Source organism: Bradyrhizobium sp. JR4.3 (assembly GCF_040547695.1).
GTDB lineage: Bacteria > Pseudomonadota > Alphaproteobacteria > Rhizobiales > Xanthobacteraceae > Bradyrhizobium > Bradyrhizobium canariense.
On sequence record NZ_JBEPQF010000003.1, the window covers coordinates 83480 to 101555 of the forward strand.

The 18076-nt window shown below is 63.8% G+C and carries 19 protein-coding genes and 1 tRNA gene; 8 read left to right on the forward strand and 12 right to left on the reverse strand.

Features of this window, described 5'->3' with window-relative positions:
• Positions 1-51: 51 nt before the first annotated feature.
• Both ABIB91_RS06315 and ABIB91_RS06320 read left to right on the forward strand, forming a co-directional pair.
• Positions 52-714: a hypothetical protein gene (locus ABIB91_RS06315; RefSeq protein ID WP_354160861.1), complete on the forward strand. Its 663-nt coding sequence runs from the start codon at positions 52-54 to the stop codon at positions 712-714.
• A 158-nt stretch (positions 715-872) separates the two neighbouring features.
• Complete coding sequence (locus ABIB91_RS06320) at positions 873-1079, forward strand: hypothetical protein (RefSeq protein ID WP_007590800.1); 207 nt, start codon at positions 873-875, stop codon at positions 1077-1079.
• Positions 1080-1159: 80 nt separating this feature from the next.
• On the opposite strand, the gene ABIB91_RS06325 is transcribed toward ABIB91_RS06320, so the two are convergent.
• From ABIB91_RS06325 to ABIB91_RS06355, 7 genes are all read right to left on the reverse strand, one after another.
• Entirely contained in the window at positions 1160-1342 is a 183-nt protein-coding gene (locus tag ABIB91_RS06325; protein ID WP_157158529.1) for a hypothetical protein, read from the reverse strand.
• 69 nt (positions 1343-1411) lie between these two features.
• Entirely contained in the window at positions 1412-1603 is a 192-nt protein-coding gene (locus ABIB91_RS06330; RefSeq protein ID WP_007590801.1) for a hypothetical protein, read from the reverse strand.
• Positions 1604-1651: 48 nt separating this feature from the next.
• Positions 1652-2203, reverse strand: coding sequence for a hypothetical protein (locus ABIB91_RS06335; RefSeq protein WP_354200659.1), 552 nt, complete (start codon positions 2201-2203; stop codon positions 1652-1654).
• Positions 2148-2504, reverse strand: coding sequence for a hypothetical protein (locus tag ABIB91_RS06340; protein ID WP_354160856.1), 357 nt, complete (start codon positions 2502-2504; stop codon positions 2148-2150). The genes ABIB91_RS06335 and ABIB91_RS06340 overlap by 56 nt, the downstream gene beginning before the upstream one ends.
• Positions 2505-3404: 900 nt before the next feature.
• Positions 3405-3674: a hypothetical protein gene (locus ABIB91_RS06345; RefSeq protein ID WP_007590810.1), complete on the reverse strand. Its 270-nt coding sequence runs from the start codon at positions 3672-3674 to the stop codon at positions 3405-3407.
• A 474-nt stretch (positions 3675-4148) separates the two neighbouring features.
• On the reverse strand, positions 4149-4679 hold the full coding sequence (locus ABIB91_RS06350; RefSeq protein ID WP_354160854.1) for a hypothetical protein: 531 nt from the start codon (positions 4677-4679) through the stop codon (positions 4149-4151).
• Positions 4680-4869: 190 nt separating this feature from the next.
• Positions 4870-4945 (reverse strand) — tRNA-Lys (locus tag ABIB91_RS06355).
• Between the two features lie 2 nt (positions 4946-4947).
• Here ABIB91_RS06355 and ABIB91_RS06360 point away from each other — a divergent pair.
• A complete protein-coding gene (locus ABIB91_RS06360; protein ID WP_256375789.1) occupies positions 4948-5082 on the forward strand; it encodes a hypothetical protein in 135 nt (44 codons plus the stop codon).
• A gap of 179 nt (positions 5083-5261) precedes the next feature.
• Here the strand turns inward: ABIB91_RS06360 and ABIB91_RS06365 are convergent, their stop codons facing one another.
• Together ABIB91_RS06365 and ABIB91_RS06370 are read right to left on the reverse strand one after the other, a co-directional pair.
• Positions 5262-7937 carry a glycosyltransferase gene (locus ABIB91_RS06365; protein WP_354160852.1) on the reverse strand — a complete coding sequence of 892 codons (2676 nt, stop codon included), beginning with the start codon at positions 7935-7937 and terminating at the stop codon, positions 5262-5264.
• Positions 7938-8150: 213 nt separating this feature from the next.
• A complete protein-coding gene (locus ABIB91_RS06370; RefSeq protein WP_247289897.1) occupies positions 8151-8741 on the reverse strand; it encodes a beta-1-3, beta-1-6-glucan biosynthesis protein in 591 nt (196 codons plus the stop codon).
• 330 nt (positions 8742-9071) lie between these two features.
• On the opposite strand from ABIB91_RS06370, the gene ABIB91_RS06375 reads away from it, so the two are divergent.
• Positions 9072-10631, forward strand: a complete 1560-nt coding sequence (locus tag ABIB91_RS06375) for a glycoside hydrolase family 17 protein (RefSeq protein ID WP_354160850.1) — start codon at positions 9072-9074, stop codon at positions 10629-10631.
• Here the strand turns inward: ABIB91_RS06375 and ABIB91_RS06380 are convergent.
• Positions 10591-10971, reverse strand: coding sequence for a hypothetical protein (locus ABIB91_RS06380; protein WP_354160848.1), 381 nt, complete (start codon positions 10969-10971; stop codon positions 10591-10593). The genes ABIB91_RS06375 and ABIB91_RS06380 overlap by 41 nt on opposite strands.
• A 110-nt stretch (positions 10972-11081) precedes the next feature.
• Positions 11082-12425 carry a hypothetical protein gene (locus tag ABIB91_RS06385; protein ID WP_354160846.1) on the reverse strand — a complete coding sequence of 448 codons (1344 nt, stop codon included), beginning with the start codon at positions 12423-12425 and terminating at the stop codon, positions 11082-11084.
• 173 nt (positions 12426-12598) lie between these two features.
• On the opposite strand from ABIB91_RS06385, the gene glmU reads away from it, so the two are divergent.
• Entirely contained in the window at positions 12599-13966 is a 1368-nt protein-coding gene (gene glmU, locus ABIB91_RS06390; RefSeq protein ID WP_354160844.1) for a bifunctional UDP-N-acetylglucosamine diphosphorylase/glucosamine-1-phosphate N-acetyltransferase GlmU, read from the forward strand.
• 6 nt (positions 13967-13972) lie between these two features.
• Here glmU and ABIB91_RS06395 read toward each other — a convergent pair whose 3' ends face one another.
• Positions 13973-14191, reverse strand: a complete 219-nt coding sequence (locus tag ABIB91_RS06395) for a hypothetical protein (protein WP_354160842.1) — start codon at positions 14189-14191, stop codon at positions 13973-13975.
• A gap of 219 nt (positions 14192-14410) precedes the next feature.
• Between ABIB91_RS06395 and glmS the strand changes: the two genes are divergently transcribed.
• The 3 genes from glmS to ABIB91_RS06410 all read left to right on the forward strand — a co-directional run bounded on the left by glmS (position 14411) and on the right by ABIB91_RS06410 (position 18052).
• A complete protein-coding gene (glmS, locus tag ABIB91_RS06400) occupies positions 14411-16237 on the forward strand; it encodes a glutamine--fructose-6-phosphate transaminase (isomerizing) (RefSeq protein ID WP_007590830.1) in 1827 nt (608 codons plus the stop codon).
• Positions 16238-16325: 88 nt separating this feature from the next.
• Positions 16326-17090 carry a DUF502 domain-containing protein gene (locus tag ABIB91_RS06405; protein ID WP_354160840.1) on the forward strand — a complete coding sequence of 255 codons (765 nt, stop codon included), beginning with the start codon at positions 16326-16328 and terminating at the stop codon, positions 17088-17090.
• 104 nt (positions 17091-17194) lie between these two features.
• The gene (locus ABIB91_RS06410) at positions 17195-18052 is read left to right on the forward strand and encodes an NAD(P)-dependent oxidoreductase (protein WP_354160838.1); all 858 of its coding nucleotides are present in this window, start codon (positions 17195-17197) and stop codon (positions 18050-18052) included.
• Positions 18053-18076: the final 24 nt, after the last annotated feature.

Sequence of the window (18076 nt, forward strand, 5' to 3'; positions counted from 1 at the left end):
CGAGGACGTTCCGGCGACGGCTTCCTATTGCTCTCATTTGGGGTCAATGCCATGACCGCGACTTTCGAAATGCAAGGCCTTGTCGAACAGCTCGACCCTGCAGCACTGGCTGCGGCCATCGCCGCCGACGAACCCGCAAGCTTGGACGCTCCAGAACCCGTCAAGCGGTCCAGCCGGACGTCGGTTATGACGCTGTCGGTGTGTGCGCTGGCCATCAACGGCGCGGCGGCGATCTACACATGGCCGTCCGGCTTGCCGTCGCTCAATCTGAGCAGCCTGGCTGAGTTGCTACCGCGGCAAGAGGCTTCAGCGCCAAAGCCGGATCCGGTTGTCGCTGCCTTGAAGGATATTCAGTCGACCCAGCAGCAACACACGGCTTCGCTGCAGGAGAGCAACCAGGCATTGCAACAAAACGCGGCTGTGCTGCAGGCGGATTCGATGGTGCTGCTTTCGCTGCGACAGAGCATCACGGACGAACGGGTCGATGTGAGGAAGGTATCTTCGCAGCTGTCCACACTGATTGCGAAGATCGACTCGCTGCAAAATGCCATGATGTCGGACGTCACGTCCTCCGTTCGACGAGCGCATGCGCGCTACGGACTGTCCGCCGCGATCCGTAAGCGGATCGCCCGGCAGTCGAAATCTATCGGGCCAGTTTCGGTGGGAGGAGCTCCGCTGAGCACGCCGGCTACGGTGTCAGCTCCGGAGAGCTGAAGGTAGGTCAGGCAAATCATCTGGGGCTGTGTGCGCCATCGCGGCCGGGTTCGCGTTGACGGGCTGGCGGGCCCTAACCCAGTTTGAGCGGCCGTTGTGCGGCGATGCCTGGTTGGATAGAATAAAGCCTGTGTCAGCGTCAGTTGCGTCCGACGGTCATGATTACGTACAAGCAGTACCATATCGAACGGCTTGAGCACGGGCCCAAGCGCTGGGTTGCTCGCATCACGCGGACAGACGGCCAGAACCTCCGCACGATTTTGCCAGCGTCTGAGCGCCCCTACCTCGATACGAAGCCGACAACGTCCGCCGAGGAAGCTGAGGCGCTTGCCAAGGAAGGCATCGACTTCGGCGGCGTGGTGTAGTCCGTCGTCGCGGTCCTGACTTTCATTCGCGAGCTCGCCGTTGGGGTCGTCCGTCTTCGCAGCGGGCTTTTATCCGAAAACTATTGTGGCTCGGCCGGCTTGTCTCGCTCATGGCTCTCGGCTTCGGCGGCCGCGCACGCATCCATGCCATGGCATTTGCTGAGATAGTACCGAGCGCCTGCGAAGATCGAGCAAACGATCACCACGGAAACCAGCAGGAAGATCATCCACCGTCGATTCAACATTTCCACGACCTTCTGCACCCTCCATCCAACGCGGCCCGTTGGCCTGACCGGCCCAACCAGGCGAGGCGAAAGCTCGACAAGCTCAAATCAGACCTTGCGCTTCGGATTCAGTCGAGCCTCACGCTCCAGCCGCTCGGACTTCAGGCGTTTGAGGTTTTCCTGAAACTCCGGAGTGGCTTGACTGTCCGCTATTGTCTGTCTCGATGCTATCGGATTGAGGGTCCTTCGATCGGCTTCGTCCGCGATTTGTTGCTCGGCCGACCGTTTGGGTTTGATCATTTGCTTTTTGCCTTGAGGCCGAGATTGACCAAGCGGGCGCCGGTCAAATCATTTTCGATTTGGCCGATCGCGTCGAACGTTCTGGAATTCCTCGGGTCCCTTGACGAGCCGCCGCTTGCGGCTGGCCTGGTCATCCGGGCTCGCTTTGTTGTCTTTGAGCTTGTCGATCGCTTTACCCGCCATTTCCCGAGCCCGCTCGGACGAGGCCTTGGCGGCAGACGTAACCGCGAGGGCGGGGGCGGGTTTGCCCAAGCCAATATCGACCAGCCGACGGATGGATTCAGAGCGAGCCGGAGTGTCTTCCTGCCCCGACGCCCATGCGTCGATCTGAGCCACAGTCACCTCCGGCCAGCGCGTGCCGATCTGGACGCCCTGACCAGTAGCGGGGCGGCCGCGATGTTTTTTGGCACGAATCTTTTTTGCTGATTTCATTTTATTTGGTACCAAAAAATCAAGCCGAGGAGAAGCGCGAACTTCCGACGACTGTGCCTGTTGTGCACCGTCACCGCGATCCCCGCGCAACATCACGATCACAGATTTGGAGTCAGGCTGCTCCCCGTAGAGGGAGCGCCAGTTGTACAGCAAAAGGTCGGGAAGCATTTGCCTGGACGAAGGCCTGCAACGCCGGCGTGATCTCGCTACTCGTGACACGCTCGGCAAGCTCATCTGCGATCTCGCTGGTGGCATCGCGAGACCGGCCCTCGATCGCGTTGAAGGCGACAATACGGACGGGATAGGCGTACTGCCCGGAGAGCAGGTCGCGGATGATGGTCTCGATGTCGGTGTCCTGCTCGTCGGTCTCGCGCCAGGAGCAGCCGGCACGCGCGCCGAAGTCTTCCAGCACCAGGTAAATCTCACGGTCGAGCCGATCCAGCGGCACAATCGACGGCGCATGACGCATGACGCAACTCCTACTCAGGGAGCAATTGCGCTGCTGGCGGATCGTTCCGGCCGTCGGCCGTGCGCCTTGGCGGGTCGGGGGCCAGCCAAGCCGTCACAGTGAGGCAAAGAAAAGAGGCCGCCCACCGGGCGGCCCTTCCCGTTAGCTCGGTGCTCTCAATCCAGGTGAGCTAATCCATTGCTGGAGCTGGAGGGCGGTTTCGCTTATGCGCGCCGCTTTCAGGAGAGTTTCGCGCTTCGCTCCGAGCGGAGCCGCCTCGGCGCGGCGGCGGGCTTCCTCCGCCAATTGAGCAAGTCGCGTTGTCAGGGGAATGGTTTGTTTTTTTCTGGTTGGCATAGGGTGGCTCCGCGTAGGGCGGGAGCACGAGCAGCTCTCAGTCACCGATAGATGCCGTGATGGGCCGGTGATCGAATGACTAGGCGCTTGTTCAGTCAGAATAGATACTGAATTCCGCACCAAAGCTGGGGGTGCGCGCGTACCATAGGCTTTCCTCATGAAAACGCCGCCCGCTTGAAATGAAGCGCAGGCGGCGGCGTTCCAGCCCCGAGAGGGATCAGCAAAATCCCGGACATTCATTGGTCTAAGCCGGCTACATAAAGGTTCACTCCACTGGCAGGAGGCGGAGTCCCGGCCTACACGGGGGAACGACAGGCCGGAGAACGCGCCGAAATCGTAAGAGCTACTGCTTTGTTTGTGATTGTTGCGTTCGGCGGCGCGATGATCGCCGCCGGCTTTATGACGTCTCCAGCATCGGCGGGCAAAATGAATGGGAAGCCTGGGGGCGGACGTAACTCGGCGCATTATGATACCCCCAGCAGTGGCACAGCGAAGCCACCGACCGCAACGAAGAAGCCTCCTCAGTGAGCCATCAAAGGGCCCGCCGGCTAAGCCTGGCGGGCCTCATACGTTGGTGCCCATTTTGGGAGGGGCGAAGTCAGGCCGCACATCGGCGCCGCGACTACCGCAGACTTGGCAGATAAACCGCCGTTCAAGATCAGAAAGCCGCAGTTCGTCGGGCCAGCGATCGGCGCTGACCGCGACGTGATGGCCGCAGTGGCACCAGACCATGACGCCGCTTAAGCCCATCTCGCGCAGCTCGCCGAAAGTGATCTTGACCGGGCGGCGACTGAAATGAGTGGCGCTATGACGGCGGAGCGAGGCATGCCCCATCAAAACGCGCCTCGATGCAGGCTGCAAATTATCGATTGGTAGGGGCGTCGGTCGGCGGCGAGCTACTGCGGGTCGTGGGTGTGGATAAGCCTCGGCGCTCGATGCGGGCTACTCCAGAGCGACGGTGTCGACTCTCAGGCAGGGGAGGCACCTGTAAGCATACACTGCCGGTAGGTTCACAATCGCAGGCAGCGTCGCGAGGTAGTCCATTCGCCCCCTGCATTTGCGGCAAATGAGGATCGGTGGGCTGCCCCGCTCCTTGCTGCGCGTCATCCGAAATGGTCCAAAAGCCGGCAGGGTAGTTCCCTTTAGACGGCTGCGCATGTCCGGTGGAGTACCGGGGACTATCGGAAATTGGACGTGTACCGTCTGGCGCAGAAGCTCGAACAGCAAAAGCTGATACGCAATGAGCGCGATGGCTGGACATTGACTGCCGGCGGCCAAAAGGAGCTAAACGCTATGAATTGGCGTGGTTCAGGCAAGAACCAACCACCGCTCCCGCCGCACGTTTCCTAAGTGCAGGTTTACCACGTTGGCGGGTTCGCGGTGCTGGAAGATCAGATGTGCGCCTTCACGACCGATTTTGAGCGCGGACGCACCGGCTATTCGCCAGATCGTGTCGACGCGCTGATTGAGCTGAGCGGGCGCAACATTGGACGCGTCCTGCCCGATGACGTTGCTCCTGTTCTCGAAAATGATCGCCGGGGACTCGGAGCTGTCTCTTCCGGGCGGCGCTTTGTTCTCGGGACGGGAGTTGATGAAAAAGCTGGTAGGCGGATTCCACGTCAAAATTGTTCGTTGGGTCGGTGCTTCGATATCGATTTCTGGTTGCAGCAGGTTGGCATACGCGAAGTTTTGTATTTGGAGAGCAGCGGTCAGCAATAGACAGACCACTCCGAAGAAAGCGATCCAAATTGCTGGAATTTTGTCGCCGCCGTACCAAGCACTGCCGGCAATCCCGCTAAGTAGGATACCCGCAAGGAGCGGCAGCCAGAACACGGCCAACTCGACGCTTCTACTCGCCGTCTAGACTAACTCCGAATCAAGGAGTCGATAGTGGCACGATGGAGGCGCACGCTGCACGTGCTCGGCAGCCCTATTTTCCTATGGCGGCAAAAGGGTCCAAGTGGCCCGGAATGCGCCCCGCATGAGCAAGGCTCCGATAAAACCGAAAATTTTAAAGCGGAGTATCTGTTGGTGAGCGCGCTGGGGCTCGAACCCAGGACCCCGTGATTAAAAGTCACGTGCTCTACCGGCTGAGCTACGCGCTCCCATGGCCGCTGATGGCTTTGAAGAGATCGCCATCGTCTTCGGTCATTTGGAAAAGCATGTCTTGCCGCCACATCGACGCAAGCGTTGCGGAAAAACCGGCTGTTTCCGGATCATGCTTTCGGCCCGCGCTGTGTAGGGGGATGGGGCGCGGACGTCAATAGCTCGGGTGGCTGCCGAAGTTGAAGGCAACAGCGGGAATTCGCTCGCCGTTTCCAATGCTTGAGCCGGGATTTTCAACCGAGATGGCGGGCCGCCATCCACGCCGAAGAACCCGCGACGTCCGCCCATGGGCCGGATGCCGCGTTCGGAGCCCCGTCAGTTCGCTTCCCGCCGGACCTCGCTCGGCACCGGCAATTGCTGCGGCGTGCCGGCGGGGGTCGGCAGCGCGACCGGGCGCAGGCCGATCAGCTCGGCGGTGCGGATCGCGCTGTCGCGCCAGAACTGGAACGAGTTGATGCGGCTGAGCTCGAGGATGGCGATGGCGACCGCAGCCAGGAACGGCAGGCTCTGCAGCACCAGCACGCCAGCGAAGATGTAGATCTCGGTGATCTGGCGATAGCTGTTGGAGGCCACCAGCACGCCGGCGCCGATCAGGAGCAGGGCGCCGATCACGGCCTCCCAGAACGCCTGGAACTCGATCGACATCCTGGACAGGCCGCCCTTGGAGGTGCGCGCGAACGCGATGTGCTCGGTGATCAGTCCCTGCGCGACGGCGCGGGACACTGTCCACTGCACGCTCATCGCGGCGATCATCGCACCCAGCATCTGGCCGGGCTTGATCGCGACGCGCGCGCGGTACATCGACAAGAAGTGCGCGAGCGAGACGATGAAGGCGCCGATGATCGGCAGCGTCAGGATCTTGTCGGGAATGGCGATGTCGGCGAAGGCGACGATCGGCACCCAGACGAGGTTGAGCAGTGCCACGACCACGCCGAGGCTCTCGGCGCCCAGCCAGTTCAGCCAACCGAGGCCATATTCGCGCTTCTGGTCGGGCGTCAGCCGGCTCCGTCCCGGCAGGAAGTTCCGCCAGTGCTTCTTGACGATCTGGAGACCGCCATAGGCCCAGCGGTGACGCTGCTTCTTGAAGGCCTCGTAGGTGTCGGGCAGCAGGCCCTGGCCGTAGCGGTGGTTGGTGTAGTGCGTGGTCCAGCCGAGCTGCTGAATCGAAAGGCCGAGGTCGCTGTCCTCGCAGATCGTGTCGGACGACCAGCCGCCGGCCATGTCCATCGCGGCGCGGCGGATCAGGCACATCGTGCCGTGCACGATGATGGCGTTGGTCTCGTTGCGCTGGACCATGCCGATGTCGAAGAAGCCGGCATATTCGCCGTTCATGATGTAGTGCATGATCGACAGATCGCCGTCGCGATGTTCCTGCGGCGCCTGCACCAGGCCGACACTGGGATCGGCGAACGCCGGCACGAGGTCCTTCAGCCAGTCGGGATCGACGACGTAGTCGGCATCGAGGATGCCGATGATCTCGGCGTCGACGGCGGTGCGGTCCATCGCGATGCGCAGCGCACCGGCCTTGAAGCCCTGCACCTTCTCGGCGTTGATGAACTTGAAGCGTTCACCGAGCGCGCGGCAATGATCCTGGATCGGCTGCCAGAAGGCAGGGTCCGGCGTGTTGTTGATGATGACGACGCATTCGTAGTTCGGATAGTTCAGCCGCGACAGCGCATCGAGCGTCTGCTTGAGCATCTCGACCGGCTCGAAATAAGCGGGGATGTGGATCGAGACTTTTGGAAAGTAATTCTCCGGTACGTTCTCGACTGGCTTGTCCTTCGCGAGCAGGCGCTGCGGCGGCCGGCCGAAGGCGACGGCGGCGATCTCGTCGATGCGCGCCATCGCGATCAGCACAAGGGGAACAAGCAGGATCATGCCGAGCGTGAGCGCGAAGGCCGAGCCGAAGATGAAATAGTGCCCGTTCCAGAACGCGAACACGGTGGCGGCCCAGGCGCCGACGCCGTTGGCGGTGGCCGACAGCAGGAACGCCTGCTTCGCCGTCGGCTGCTGCAGCCGCAGGATCGGCAGCGACAGCAGGATACCGACCAGGAGCGCCACACCCATCAGCTTCCAATAGTCGGGATTCTCCACCGGCCCGGTCCAGGCGAATTTCGGCTCGCGGCTGGCGTTGAGGATGCCCCAGTACGGACCGACGCCGCCTTCGAAGTATTTCCAGGGCTGATCGATGGCTTCGACAATGTTGTATTCCATGCCGATGGCGTCGGCGCGGCTGACGAAGTTGCGCAAGGTCAGTGCCTGCTGGAACGGACCGGGGTCGGCGTTGCGCAAATTGTAACCCGCGCTCGGCCAGCCGAACTCGGCGATCACGATGCGCTTGCCGGGGAACAGGTTGCGCAACAGATTGTAGCGGTCGACGGCCTGGTCGACCGCCTGGTCCGAGCGGAAGTTCTCCCAGTAGGGCAGCACGTGGGCGGCGATGAAGTCGACGTTGGAGCCGAGGTCGGGATTGTCGCGCCAGATGTTCCAGATTTCACCGGTCGTGACGGGCACGCGGACCGCGCCCTTGACCTTCTTGATCATCTCGATGAGGTCTTCGACCTTCTGCTCGCCGCGGTAGATCACCTCGTTGCCGACGACGACGCCGTTGACGTTGCTGTTCTTGCGGGCGAGCTCGATGGCGGCCTTGATCTCGCGCTCGTTGCGATCCTTGTCCTTGTCGATCCAGGCGCCGACGGTGACCTTGAGGCCGAACTCGGCCGCGATCGGCGGCACCAGTTCCACGCCGCCCGTGGACGAATAGAGACGGATCGCGCGCGTCATCGTCGACAGCGTCTTCAGGTCGGCGCGGATTTTCTCCACCGTCGGAATGTTGTCGATATCGGGGTGAGCCGAGCCCTCGAACGGCGCATAGGAGACGCTGGGCAGCAAGCCCTTGAAGTCGGGCGCGGGTTCCTTGTCACGCAAGACCCCCCAGAGGCCGGCGTGGAGCGCGGACACAAGCAACAGAACGGCGGCGACAACCCGCATCGCGGCTAAACCAAAAGGGGCTGAGGGGGCAGGGAAGCGGATCCGACCCCGAGATCCGACCAAGTCCGCGGCAAATGGAGCATACCTCTGCCGCGCGGTTTCACAACTGTCATCGCCTCATGACCGTATGAGGGCATGCACATTTCAAATTCGCAGCAGTGCCAATTGCCTCTATCGCCGATCGTTCCTGAACGGAGGCTGAAACAATCGCGGCTATTTCGGGGGCGCCGGTGATGGGCTTGCCGCCGGCGAGGGGCTCGCGGCCGGCTGCGGCTGCGCATTGCCCGCTGCCGGAGCGGCCGGCTGCGAGGCTGCGGCTGCCGCCTGCTGCGGCTGGGATGCCGGATTGATCCAGCAAGCGTGCACACGGCTGTCCAGGGTCTCGGCGACCTTGGGATCGATCTGGCCGCCGAAGCGGGTCAGGCAGCGGAAGGCGGCCTGGATATGGCCGCCGGGGCAGCCGAAGCGGTCGTAGAGGTCGAGATGGCGGAATGCGGTATCGAGGTCATCCCGCCACATCAACCGCACCACGCGCCGGCCGAGCCAAACGCATTCGGGGTTGCCGGCTGGGCCGCTGATGACCTGGGCTGCTTCGGCGAATTCGTCCGTGCGGCGCTGATTCTGGGCGGCATCCTTGGCCGCGTCGGCGGGCTGGGCGGCTGCCTTGCTCTGGTCGGGGGCGGGCGTGCCGCTCTGGGCGGAGGCCGCGCCGATACCCATCAGGATGACAAGGGAAGAAACGGCCAAGGTGGCGGCGAACTGCCGCAGGACCGCATTTCGTAACTCGAACACCCGTTGCCGCATGAATTCCCCAATATATCACTGACCGTCCGCGTCAGGACCTTCGCGGACGCGCCTGCGTGATGGCGTCCAAATAGGTCTCCAATGCGGCGGAAAAGTCCTCCCGAGTCCATGGCCTGAATCTGGAATTTTGTCCAGCAAAGTCACGATCCTAGGCCTCGGTCGAACGGCCGCAGGTAAATTCCTCGGGGGAGGGATGGATCCATAACGGAGTCACCCCCTTGGCAGATGGCGTGGTAGCAGGTAATCGACGGCCCTTCGCGGAGGACGGAACCGATTTCTCTTCGTACGCCACTGGCGCTTCTGCTCGTTTCACTGGGTGCGATCGCTGCCGTGTGGTGGTGGCTTGCCACGCCGATCTCGCTCGCGCGCGCCCCGATCGATCCCGCCGACAAGGTCCAGTGCGTCTCCTACGCGCCGTTCCGCGGCGAGCAGTCGCCGCTGAACGCGTGGACCCATATCGAGGCCGACCAGATCGAGCAGGACCTGCGCCAGCTCAAGGAGATCACCGACTGCGTCCGCACCTATTCGATGGAGAACGGGCTCGACCAGGTGCCGGCGATCGCGGCCCGGATCGGTGGACTGAAAGTGCTCCAGGGGATCTGGCTCTCCAGCAACCGCACCAAGAATTTCGAGCAGGCCGCGCTCGCCATTCGCCTTTCCAAGGATTTCCCCGGAACCATCACCAGCATCATCGTCGGCAACGAAGTGCTGCTCCGCGGCGAGATGACGACCGCGGACCTCGTCTCCATCATCCGCTCGGTCAAGGCGCAGGTCAGCGTGCCCGTCACCTATGCCGATGTCTGGGAGTTCTGGCTCAGGAATCGCGAGATCTATGACGCCGTCGACTTCGTCACGATCCACATCCTGCCCTATTGGGAGGACTTCCCGGTCAAGGCGAAGTTTGCCGCCTCCCATGTCGAACAGATCCGCGAGCGCATGGCGGTCGCATTTCCCGGCAAGGAGATCCTGATCGGCGAAACCGGCTGGCCGAGCGAAGGACGCATGCGCGAGGGCGCTCTGCCGTCGCGCACCAACCAGGCGCGCGTGGTCTCGGAGATCCTGAGTCTCGCGAAAGCGCAGAAATTCCGCGTCAATCTGATCGAGTCCTACGACCAGCCGTGGAAGCGCAAGCTGGAAGGCACCGTCGGCGGCTATTGGGGCCTCTATGACTCGGTGCGCCGCAGCCTGAAATACCCGCCGGGCCAGCCGATCAGCAATTTCCCTTACTGGAAATGGTACATGGGCGCCGGCATGGGCCTCTGCGTGCTGGTGTTCGCGGTCGCCGGCCTGACGTTGCGGCGCAGGCCCTGGACGCCGCGCTTCTCGGCCTGGCTCGGTGTGGCGATCTCGGCGACCTCGGCAGGCATCCTGCTCGGGATCGGCGCCGACAAGATGTACTACGAGAGCTACGGCATCGGCGGCTGGCTGCTCTGGGGCATGCTGCTCGCGGCCGGCATCCTGTCGCCGATCTTCTGCGCGCAGGCGATGGTGATCGGCCGCAGCCTCCCGACCTTCCTCGATCTGCTTGGTCCGCGCGAGGGCCGGAAATGGTCGAAACTCACCGCCGTGCTCGGCTTGACGCTGGCGGTGGCCGCGGTGATCGCGGCGCAGACCGCGCTCGGCTTCGTGTTCGACCCGCGCTACCACGACTTCCCCTACGCCTCGCTGACGATGGCGGTGGTGCCGTTCGCGCTGTTGATGCTGAACCGGCCGCAGATCGGCCAGCGTCCGATCGCGGAGTCGGTCTTCGCCGGCGTGCTGACGCTGTCGGCGGCCTATGTGCTCTTCAACGAGGGCCGCGACAATTGGCAGTCGCTGTGGACCTGCGCGATCTATCTCTTGTTCGCGCTCACGCTGTGGCGGGCGCGGGCCGAGCAAATCCAAGAATGAGCAGGCCGATCGCCAGGCCCGAGAGCACGACATTGTAGAGCACGATGCCGAGACCGGCGGCGATGATGCCGACGGTGAGCAGCACGATCGACGGCCGCATCAGGTTCAGCGTGGCCACCACCAGCGCGACGATGCCGAATACCGAATTCTTGAACAGCACGGTCGAGACCGAGCGCGCCTTGCAGATCAGGGTCTGAAGCCCGGCGTCGCAGGCAAGACCGACCTGCGAGTTTTCGATTCCGAGGTAGCGCAGATAGAGCGCATAGCCGACGGATGCGAAGCCGACGACGATCAGGAACTGCGCCTGGTAGGGCGTGAGGCGGAAGGGCTTTTTTGTCATGGCGGCAATATGGTCGGGAAGGAGAGAGGGGGCAACAGGGGAGGCGCAAGTTTCTCGCGCCCTGTGTGAGATCCTTCGCCCATTACGCTGATGAATTGCCGCGAGGTAAGCTACCTTCTGAAGAACGACGACAGCGTCGATCCCGCCGACGCCGTCTCCGGCTTCGGCTGTGCGGCCGGCGGCGCCGCAGGAGCAGGCGCGGGTTCCTCGCGCTTCGACGAGCGTTTCGAGGAATAGCTGCGGCGATGCTTGTCGGGCTTGGCGGCGGGCGCGGGCGCCGGTGCGGTTTCGGCTTGCGGCACCGAGTCCTGGTTCTTGTCGGAGTTCTTCTCCTGAACTCGATCCTGAGTCTTCTCTTGTTTTTCCTGGCCGCCGCGCATCGACAGCCGCTGGCCGTCGAACACGGTGGTCTCGCAGTGGCGGTCGTTCTCGGCGAGGCCGGCGCAGAGTTTTGCCGCAGCCGCTGCATTGATCAGAGGGCCGGCACCGAGGCGGAGCTGCATGCCGAGGCCGGTGTTGCCTTCCTTGATCATGATGATCGGCCGCAGCGCTGCGATCTCGGGATTGGATTTGGTGAGCCCGCGCCACAGCGCGCGCAGGCCATCGAGCGAGTTGGCGCCGCCGAGATCAATCGCAAAGCGCGTCTGCTGGACCGCGATCGCGGGAGCCTCGCTTTCGGCAGCCTCCGGCGGCTTGGTGGGTGCAGCGGCGACTTCGATCGGCGCGGGCGCCGGATCGGGCTTCTTCTCGGCAGCCTTCTCAGCGATCTTCTCAGTGGATTCGGGCTGAACCAGTTTCGGGGCGGCCGGATCGGGCGGCGCCATGATCGATTTGGACGGGACCAACGGAAGCATCGGCAGTGCCGAATTCGTCGCCGGCAACTGCGCGACCAGCGAGGCCGCCGCTGCGCTCTGCGGCGGCGGGCTCGACGGCTCCCTTGCGGCCTCGGTGCGCGGCTTGTCGTTGGCCGGAGCTGGTGTCGAGACGACCGGCGCGATGCCGGGCGCCGGCGGTCCGATCAAAGCTGGTGCTTCCTGAGGTTTCGCAACGGACGCCTGCGGCGTCGTCTGCTTGGCGATGGCGCCGGTGACGGAATCGAGCCCTTGCTCCAGCACGGTGACGCGCGAATAGAGCCGGTCGCGATCGGTGTTCAGCGTCTCGATGGCGGAGGCGAGCCGGCGGGCCTCGTTCTGGCTCTCCTTGGTCAGGATCTGGAGCCGGTCGGCCTGGCGCGCGAGATCGGCGGACGCAACCTGGTCGCGCCGCCAGCCGAGCTGGGCCTGGTTGGCGAATACGGCAATCACCACGGCGCCGACGGCCGCCACGCCCCATGAGCCCAGCCGCCACATCATGCCGCGATCGAACGAACTCTCCTCGGCCACAAGTCCGGAGAACAGCCCGCCGGTCTCCTTGGCGCCGAAGGCATCCGCCAGTGGGTCGGAATCCTTTGCCATGAACGTTAAGTGCCCAACCCCTGTCCGGCTTCCCCGAATCAATCAGGGAACATTAACAGGAAAAGCGTGTCGCACTTGAACTCCGGGCGTTTGCGGGGGTAGCAAGGCGATAGCTCATGAGGGCGGCCGTTGCCGCTGGCGCCGATTGATTCGGCCGGATTGACAGGATTTCGATGACCGCGCGTTCCAGCCTCACGATCGTGCTCGCCGCCGGCGAAGGCACGCGTATGCGCTCACACCTGCCGAAAGTGCTGCATCCGGTCGCGCACCAGAGCCTGCTCGCCCACGTGCTCGCCGCGGCGCCCAGGGGAACCGGCACCTCGCTCGCGGTCGTGATCGGACCCGACCATCAGGCGGTGGCGGACGAAGCAAAGCGCATCCGCCCCGACGCGCTCACCTTCGTGCAACATGAACGGCTCGGCACCGCACATGCGGTGCTGGCGGCGCGCGATGCCATTGCGCGGGGCGTGGATGATTTGCTGATTGCGTTCGGCGACACGCCGCTGATCTCGGCCGAGACCTTTGCGCGGCTGCGCGCGCCGCTGGCCAAAGGCGCGGCGATTGCGGCGCTCGGCTTCCGCGCCGCCGATCCCACCGGCTATGGCCGCTTCATCGTCGAGGGCGACCGCCTGGTCGCGATCCGCGAGCAGGCCGATGCCAGCGCCGAGGAGCGCAGGATCGACCTCTGCAATGCCGGGGTCATGGCGATCGACGGCCGCCGCGCGCTCGCCATCCTCGACAAGATCGGCAATGCGAATTCCAAGGGCGAATATTATCTGACCGACGCGGTCGGCATTGTCAGCGAACAAGGATGGGATGCCGTGGTGATCGAAACCAGCGAGGACGAGGTGCGCGGCATCAACACCAAGGCGCAGCTCGCCGAGGCCGAAAGCGTGATGCAGGCGCGGCTGCGCAAGGCAGCGATGGAGGCCGGCGTCACGCTGATCGCGCCCGAAACCGTCTACCTCGCCGCGGATACCGTGTTCGGCAAGGACGTGACGATCGAACCCTTCGTGGTGATCGGGCCCGGCGTTTCGATCGGCGACGGCACGGTGGTCCATTCCTTCTCGCACATCGTCGAGACCACGCTCGGCAAGAAGGTCTCCATCGGCCCCTATGCGCGGCTGCGGCCCGGCACCTCGCTCGGCGACGGCGCGCGCATCGGCAATTTCGTGGAGACCAAGGCCGCGACGCTGGAGGCCGGCGTCAAGGTCAACCATCTCTCCTACATCGGGGACGCCACCATCGGCGCCAATTCCAACATCGGCGCCGGCACCATCACCTGCAACTACGACGGCTTCAAGAAGCACAAGACGATCATCGGGCAGGGCGCCTTCGTCGGCACCAACTCCTCGCTGGTCGCGCCGGTGACCATCGGCAACGGCGCCTATATCGGCTCGGGCTCGGTGATCACGCGCGACGTGCCTGATGACGCCATGGCGCTGGAGCGCAGTCCGCAGACCATCCGCGAAGGTGGTGCGGCGCGCTATCGCGAGATGAAGACGGGTGGCAAGAAGCTTGAAAAGAAGCCGGCGAAATGAGCGCCGCTATTCGTCGTCGGCGAATTCCGAGAAGATCGCGCGCGTCAGGCGCCAGCCGCGCGGCTTGGCACGCTTTGCCGGCTCGCCGGCGACGTGCTTGATGTTGACGGGCTTGCTTTCCTTGCCGCGCTGGGGCGGCGGCCAATGCGCAAGGTGCGTGCCGGTGGTCTCGCTGGCGCGCACCGACATCGATGACAGACTTTTGCGGTCGGATGAGCCTTTCATGGCCTGTCTCCCTGGTACGCAAGGGTTGGCCAAATTCGTTGACAACTAGTTAACGCGCGCGGTTTAAGGCCCAGCCAGTTCGACGCAGGCGAGGCTCGTTGCCGTCGGTGCTGTCTCAATCAGCAATAATTATTGAGTATCTGGTTCCTTAGGAACTTCGCTAAAAACCGAGCGCGTCGTTTAGGCGATTTTTCGACGATTTGGGGGATATTGATCCGCATGTGCGGGATTGTCGGCATTCTCGGGCGCGAGCCGGTTGCAGAGCAATTGGTGGATTCGCTCAAACGTCTTGAATATCGCGGCTATGATTCCGCAGGCGTCGCCACGCTCGAAGGCAAGCATCTCGAGCGCCGCCGCGCCGAGGGCAAGCTGAAGAATCTGGAGAAGCGGCTGGAAGCCGAGCCGCTCAAGGGCACGACCGGAATCGGTCACACCCGCTGGGCCACCCACGGCAAGCCGACCGTCAACAATGCCCATCCGCATGCGACCGAGCGTGTCGCCGTCGTTCACAACGGCATCATCGAGAACTTCCGCGAGCTGCGCGAGGAGCTCGAGACGAAAGGCACGGTGTTCCACACCCAGACCGACACCGAGATCGTGCTGCATCTCGTCGACGATCTGCTCACGCGCGGCAACAAGCCCGTGGAAGCTGTGAAATTGACATTGGCGCGGCTGCGCGGCGCGTTCGCGCTCGGCTTCATCTTCGCCGGCGAGGACGATCTCATGATCGGCGCCCGCAATGGTCCGCCGCTGGCGATCGGCTATGGTGACGGCGAGATGTATCTCGGCTCCGATGCCATCGCGCTTGGGCCGTTCACCGACACGATCAGCTATCTCGAGGACGGCGACTGGGTCGTGCTGACCCATACGAGCGCTGCGATCTTCGACAAGGACGGCCACGCCGTCCAGCGCGAGAAGACCAAGCACGCCGCCTCGACCTCGCTGGTCGACAAGGCCAATTACCGCCACTTCATGGCCAAGGAGATCCACGAGCAGCCGGAAGTGGTCGGCCACACGCTGGCACGCTATGTCGACATGGCGACCGAGCGGGTCTCCCTGCCGGTCAAGCTGCCGTTCGACTTCAAGAATATCCAGCGCATCAACATCACCGCTTGCGGCACCGCGAGCTACGCCGGCTTCGTTGCAAAATACTGGTTCGAGCGTTTCGCGCGCGTGCCGGTCGAAGTCGATGTCGCCTCCGAATTCCGCTACCGCGAGGCGCCGTTGCGCAAGGGAGATCTCGCCATCTTCATTTCGCAGTCGGGCGAGACCGCCGACACCCTGGCCGCGCTGCGCTACGCCAAGGCCGAAGGCGTGCACACGGTGGCCGTCGTCAACGTGCCGACCTCGACGATCGCGCGCGAGAGCGAAACCGTGCTGCCAACGCTGGCCGGCCCCGAGATCGGCGTCGCCTCGACCAAGGCCTTCACCTGCCAGCTCATGGTGCTGGCAAATCTTGCGATCGCGGCCGGCAAGGCCCGCGGCGAACTGTCCGACGAGGACGAGACCAAGCTCGTCCACGGGCTCGTCGAGGTCCCGCGTTTGATGTCGGATGCGCTCACCACCGAGCTCCAGATCGAGAAGCTCGCGCGCGAGATCGCGAAATCGCGTGACGTGCTCTATCTCGGTCGCGGCACCAGCTTCCCGCTCGCCCTCGAAGGCGCGCTGAAGCTGAAGGAGATCTCCTACATCCACGCCGAGGGCTATGCCGCCGGCGAGCTCAAGCACGGTCCGATCGCGTTGATCGACGAGACCATGCCGGTCGTGGTCATCGCGCCCTACGACCGGGTGTTCGAAAAGACCGTTTCCAACATGCAGGAGGTCGCCGCTCGCGGCGGCAAGATCATCCTGATGACCGACGCCAAAGGCGCGGCGGAGGCGACCGTCGAGTCCCTCGTCACCATCGTCATGCCTGACATGGCGGCGGCCTTCACGCCGATGGTCTATGCCGTCCCGGTGCAGCTGCTCGCCTATCATACGGCGGTGATCATGGGGACCGACGTCGACCAGCCGCGCAATCTCGCGAAATCCGTGACCGTGGAATAGGCAGAGGGGTCGGGCCGGAACGCTTCGTGGTCTTCCAAAACCTGCTAGAAGATCCTAGCTTGAACGAAGCGACCGACCTGGAACCCGAATGAACCCCCGTGACGACGCGCCAGCGCCTCTTGATCCCGTGCCGGAGCCGCATACCGGCCTGATAGGCCGCTTTCGCAATTACTTCCTCACCGGTCTCGTCGTGACAGGACCGGTTGCGATCACCTTTTATCTGGTTTGGTGGTTCGTCACCTGGGTTGATGGCGTGGTGCGGCCGTTCGTGCCGCTGGCCTATCGGCCTGAAACCTACATGCCGTACGTCATCCCCGGCTGGGGACTGATTGTCGCATTTTTCACGTTGACGCTGGTCGGCTTCCTCGCGGCCAATTTGATCGGCCGGACGCTGGTCGATGTCGGCGAGACCTTCCTCGGCCGCATCCCGGCGGTGCGCGCCATCTACCGCGGCCTGAAGCAGGTGTTCGAGACCCTGTTCTCGGGCAAGGGCTCGAGCTTCCGCAAAGTCGGCCTGGTCGAGTTTCCCTCGCCGGGCATGTGGTCGATCGTGCTGATCTCGCAATCGCCGAACGAGGACGTCTCCCGCAGCCTGCCGGGTCAGGAGGAGCACGTCTCGGTGTTCCTGCCGTGTTCGCCGAACCCGACGACCGGCTTCTTCTTCTACGTGCCCAAGAGCAAGATCGTCGAGGTCGACATGAGCACGGAGGACGCTGCCACCCTGATCATGTCGGCCGGCGTCGTGCAGCCGGGCTCGGCGCCCGATTCGAAGAAGGCGGCGGCGCTGGCGGGCATGGCGAATGCCGCGCGTATTGCCAACGCCTCGGCGCTCCAGCCTGCGAAGGTGGAGTAGGGCCATTCCTCTGCGGGATGGCCGCCGTTCACGCGGGCGTCACGTCCTCTGCTAGTCTCCGGTTGAACCGAGCGCGTTGCTCGGAGTTCGATCTGGAGTGCAAGATGTCCAAAACCATTGCGATCCTCGCGCCCGGAGCCATGGGCAGTGCCGTGGCCCGCAGTCTCGGCGAGCACGGTGCGCGCGTGCTGACGTCGTTGAATGGGCGGAGCGAGGCGACGCGCAAACGCGCGGCGGATGCCGGCATGATCGGCGCCGAGGACGACGCGATCGCAGACGCCGACATCATCCTCTCGATCGTGCCGCCGGGCGAAGCCGTGGCGCTCGCCGAGCGGCTGGCCGGGCTGATCGTTCGGCGCGAGAAGAAGCCGGTCGTGGTCGATTGCAATGCCGTCAACGTCGATACCGTGATGAGGATCGAGGAGATCATCGGCTCGGCACAGGCGCCGTTCGTCGATGCCGGCATCATCGGGTTCCCGCCCCAGCCCGGCGGCAAGGGCCCGGCCTTCTACATGTCCGGCGAGCACGCCAAGGACGTTGCCGTGCTGAAGGATTTCGGGCTCGACGTGCGGATCGTCGAAGGGCCGGTCGGTGCCGCGTCCGCGCTCAAAATGTCCTACGCCGGTATCGTCAAGGGCCTGGCCGGCATCGGCTCGGCGATGGTGGTCGCGGCAACGAAAGCGGGCGCGGCCGACGCGCTGCGCGACGAGCTCGCACGCAGCCAGCCCGCGGTTCTGGCCCGGCTCGAAGTCGCGCTGCTGGACATGATCCCGAAGGCCTATCGCTGGGTTGCGGAGATGCGGGAGATTTCCGGATTCCTCGGACCCAATCATCCGGCCAGCCAGGTTTACGAAGGCTTTGCGCGCTGGTTCGAGCATCTCGCCGAGGACGCGAAAGGCGAGGCGGCGGATACCGACCTGATGAAGGCCTTCGCCGCGGGTATCGCGCAGAAGAAATCCTGATCGTCCGGTCTTACGCCACGGTCA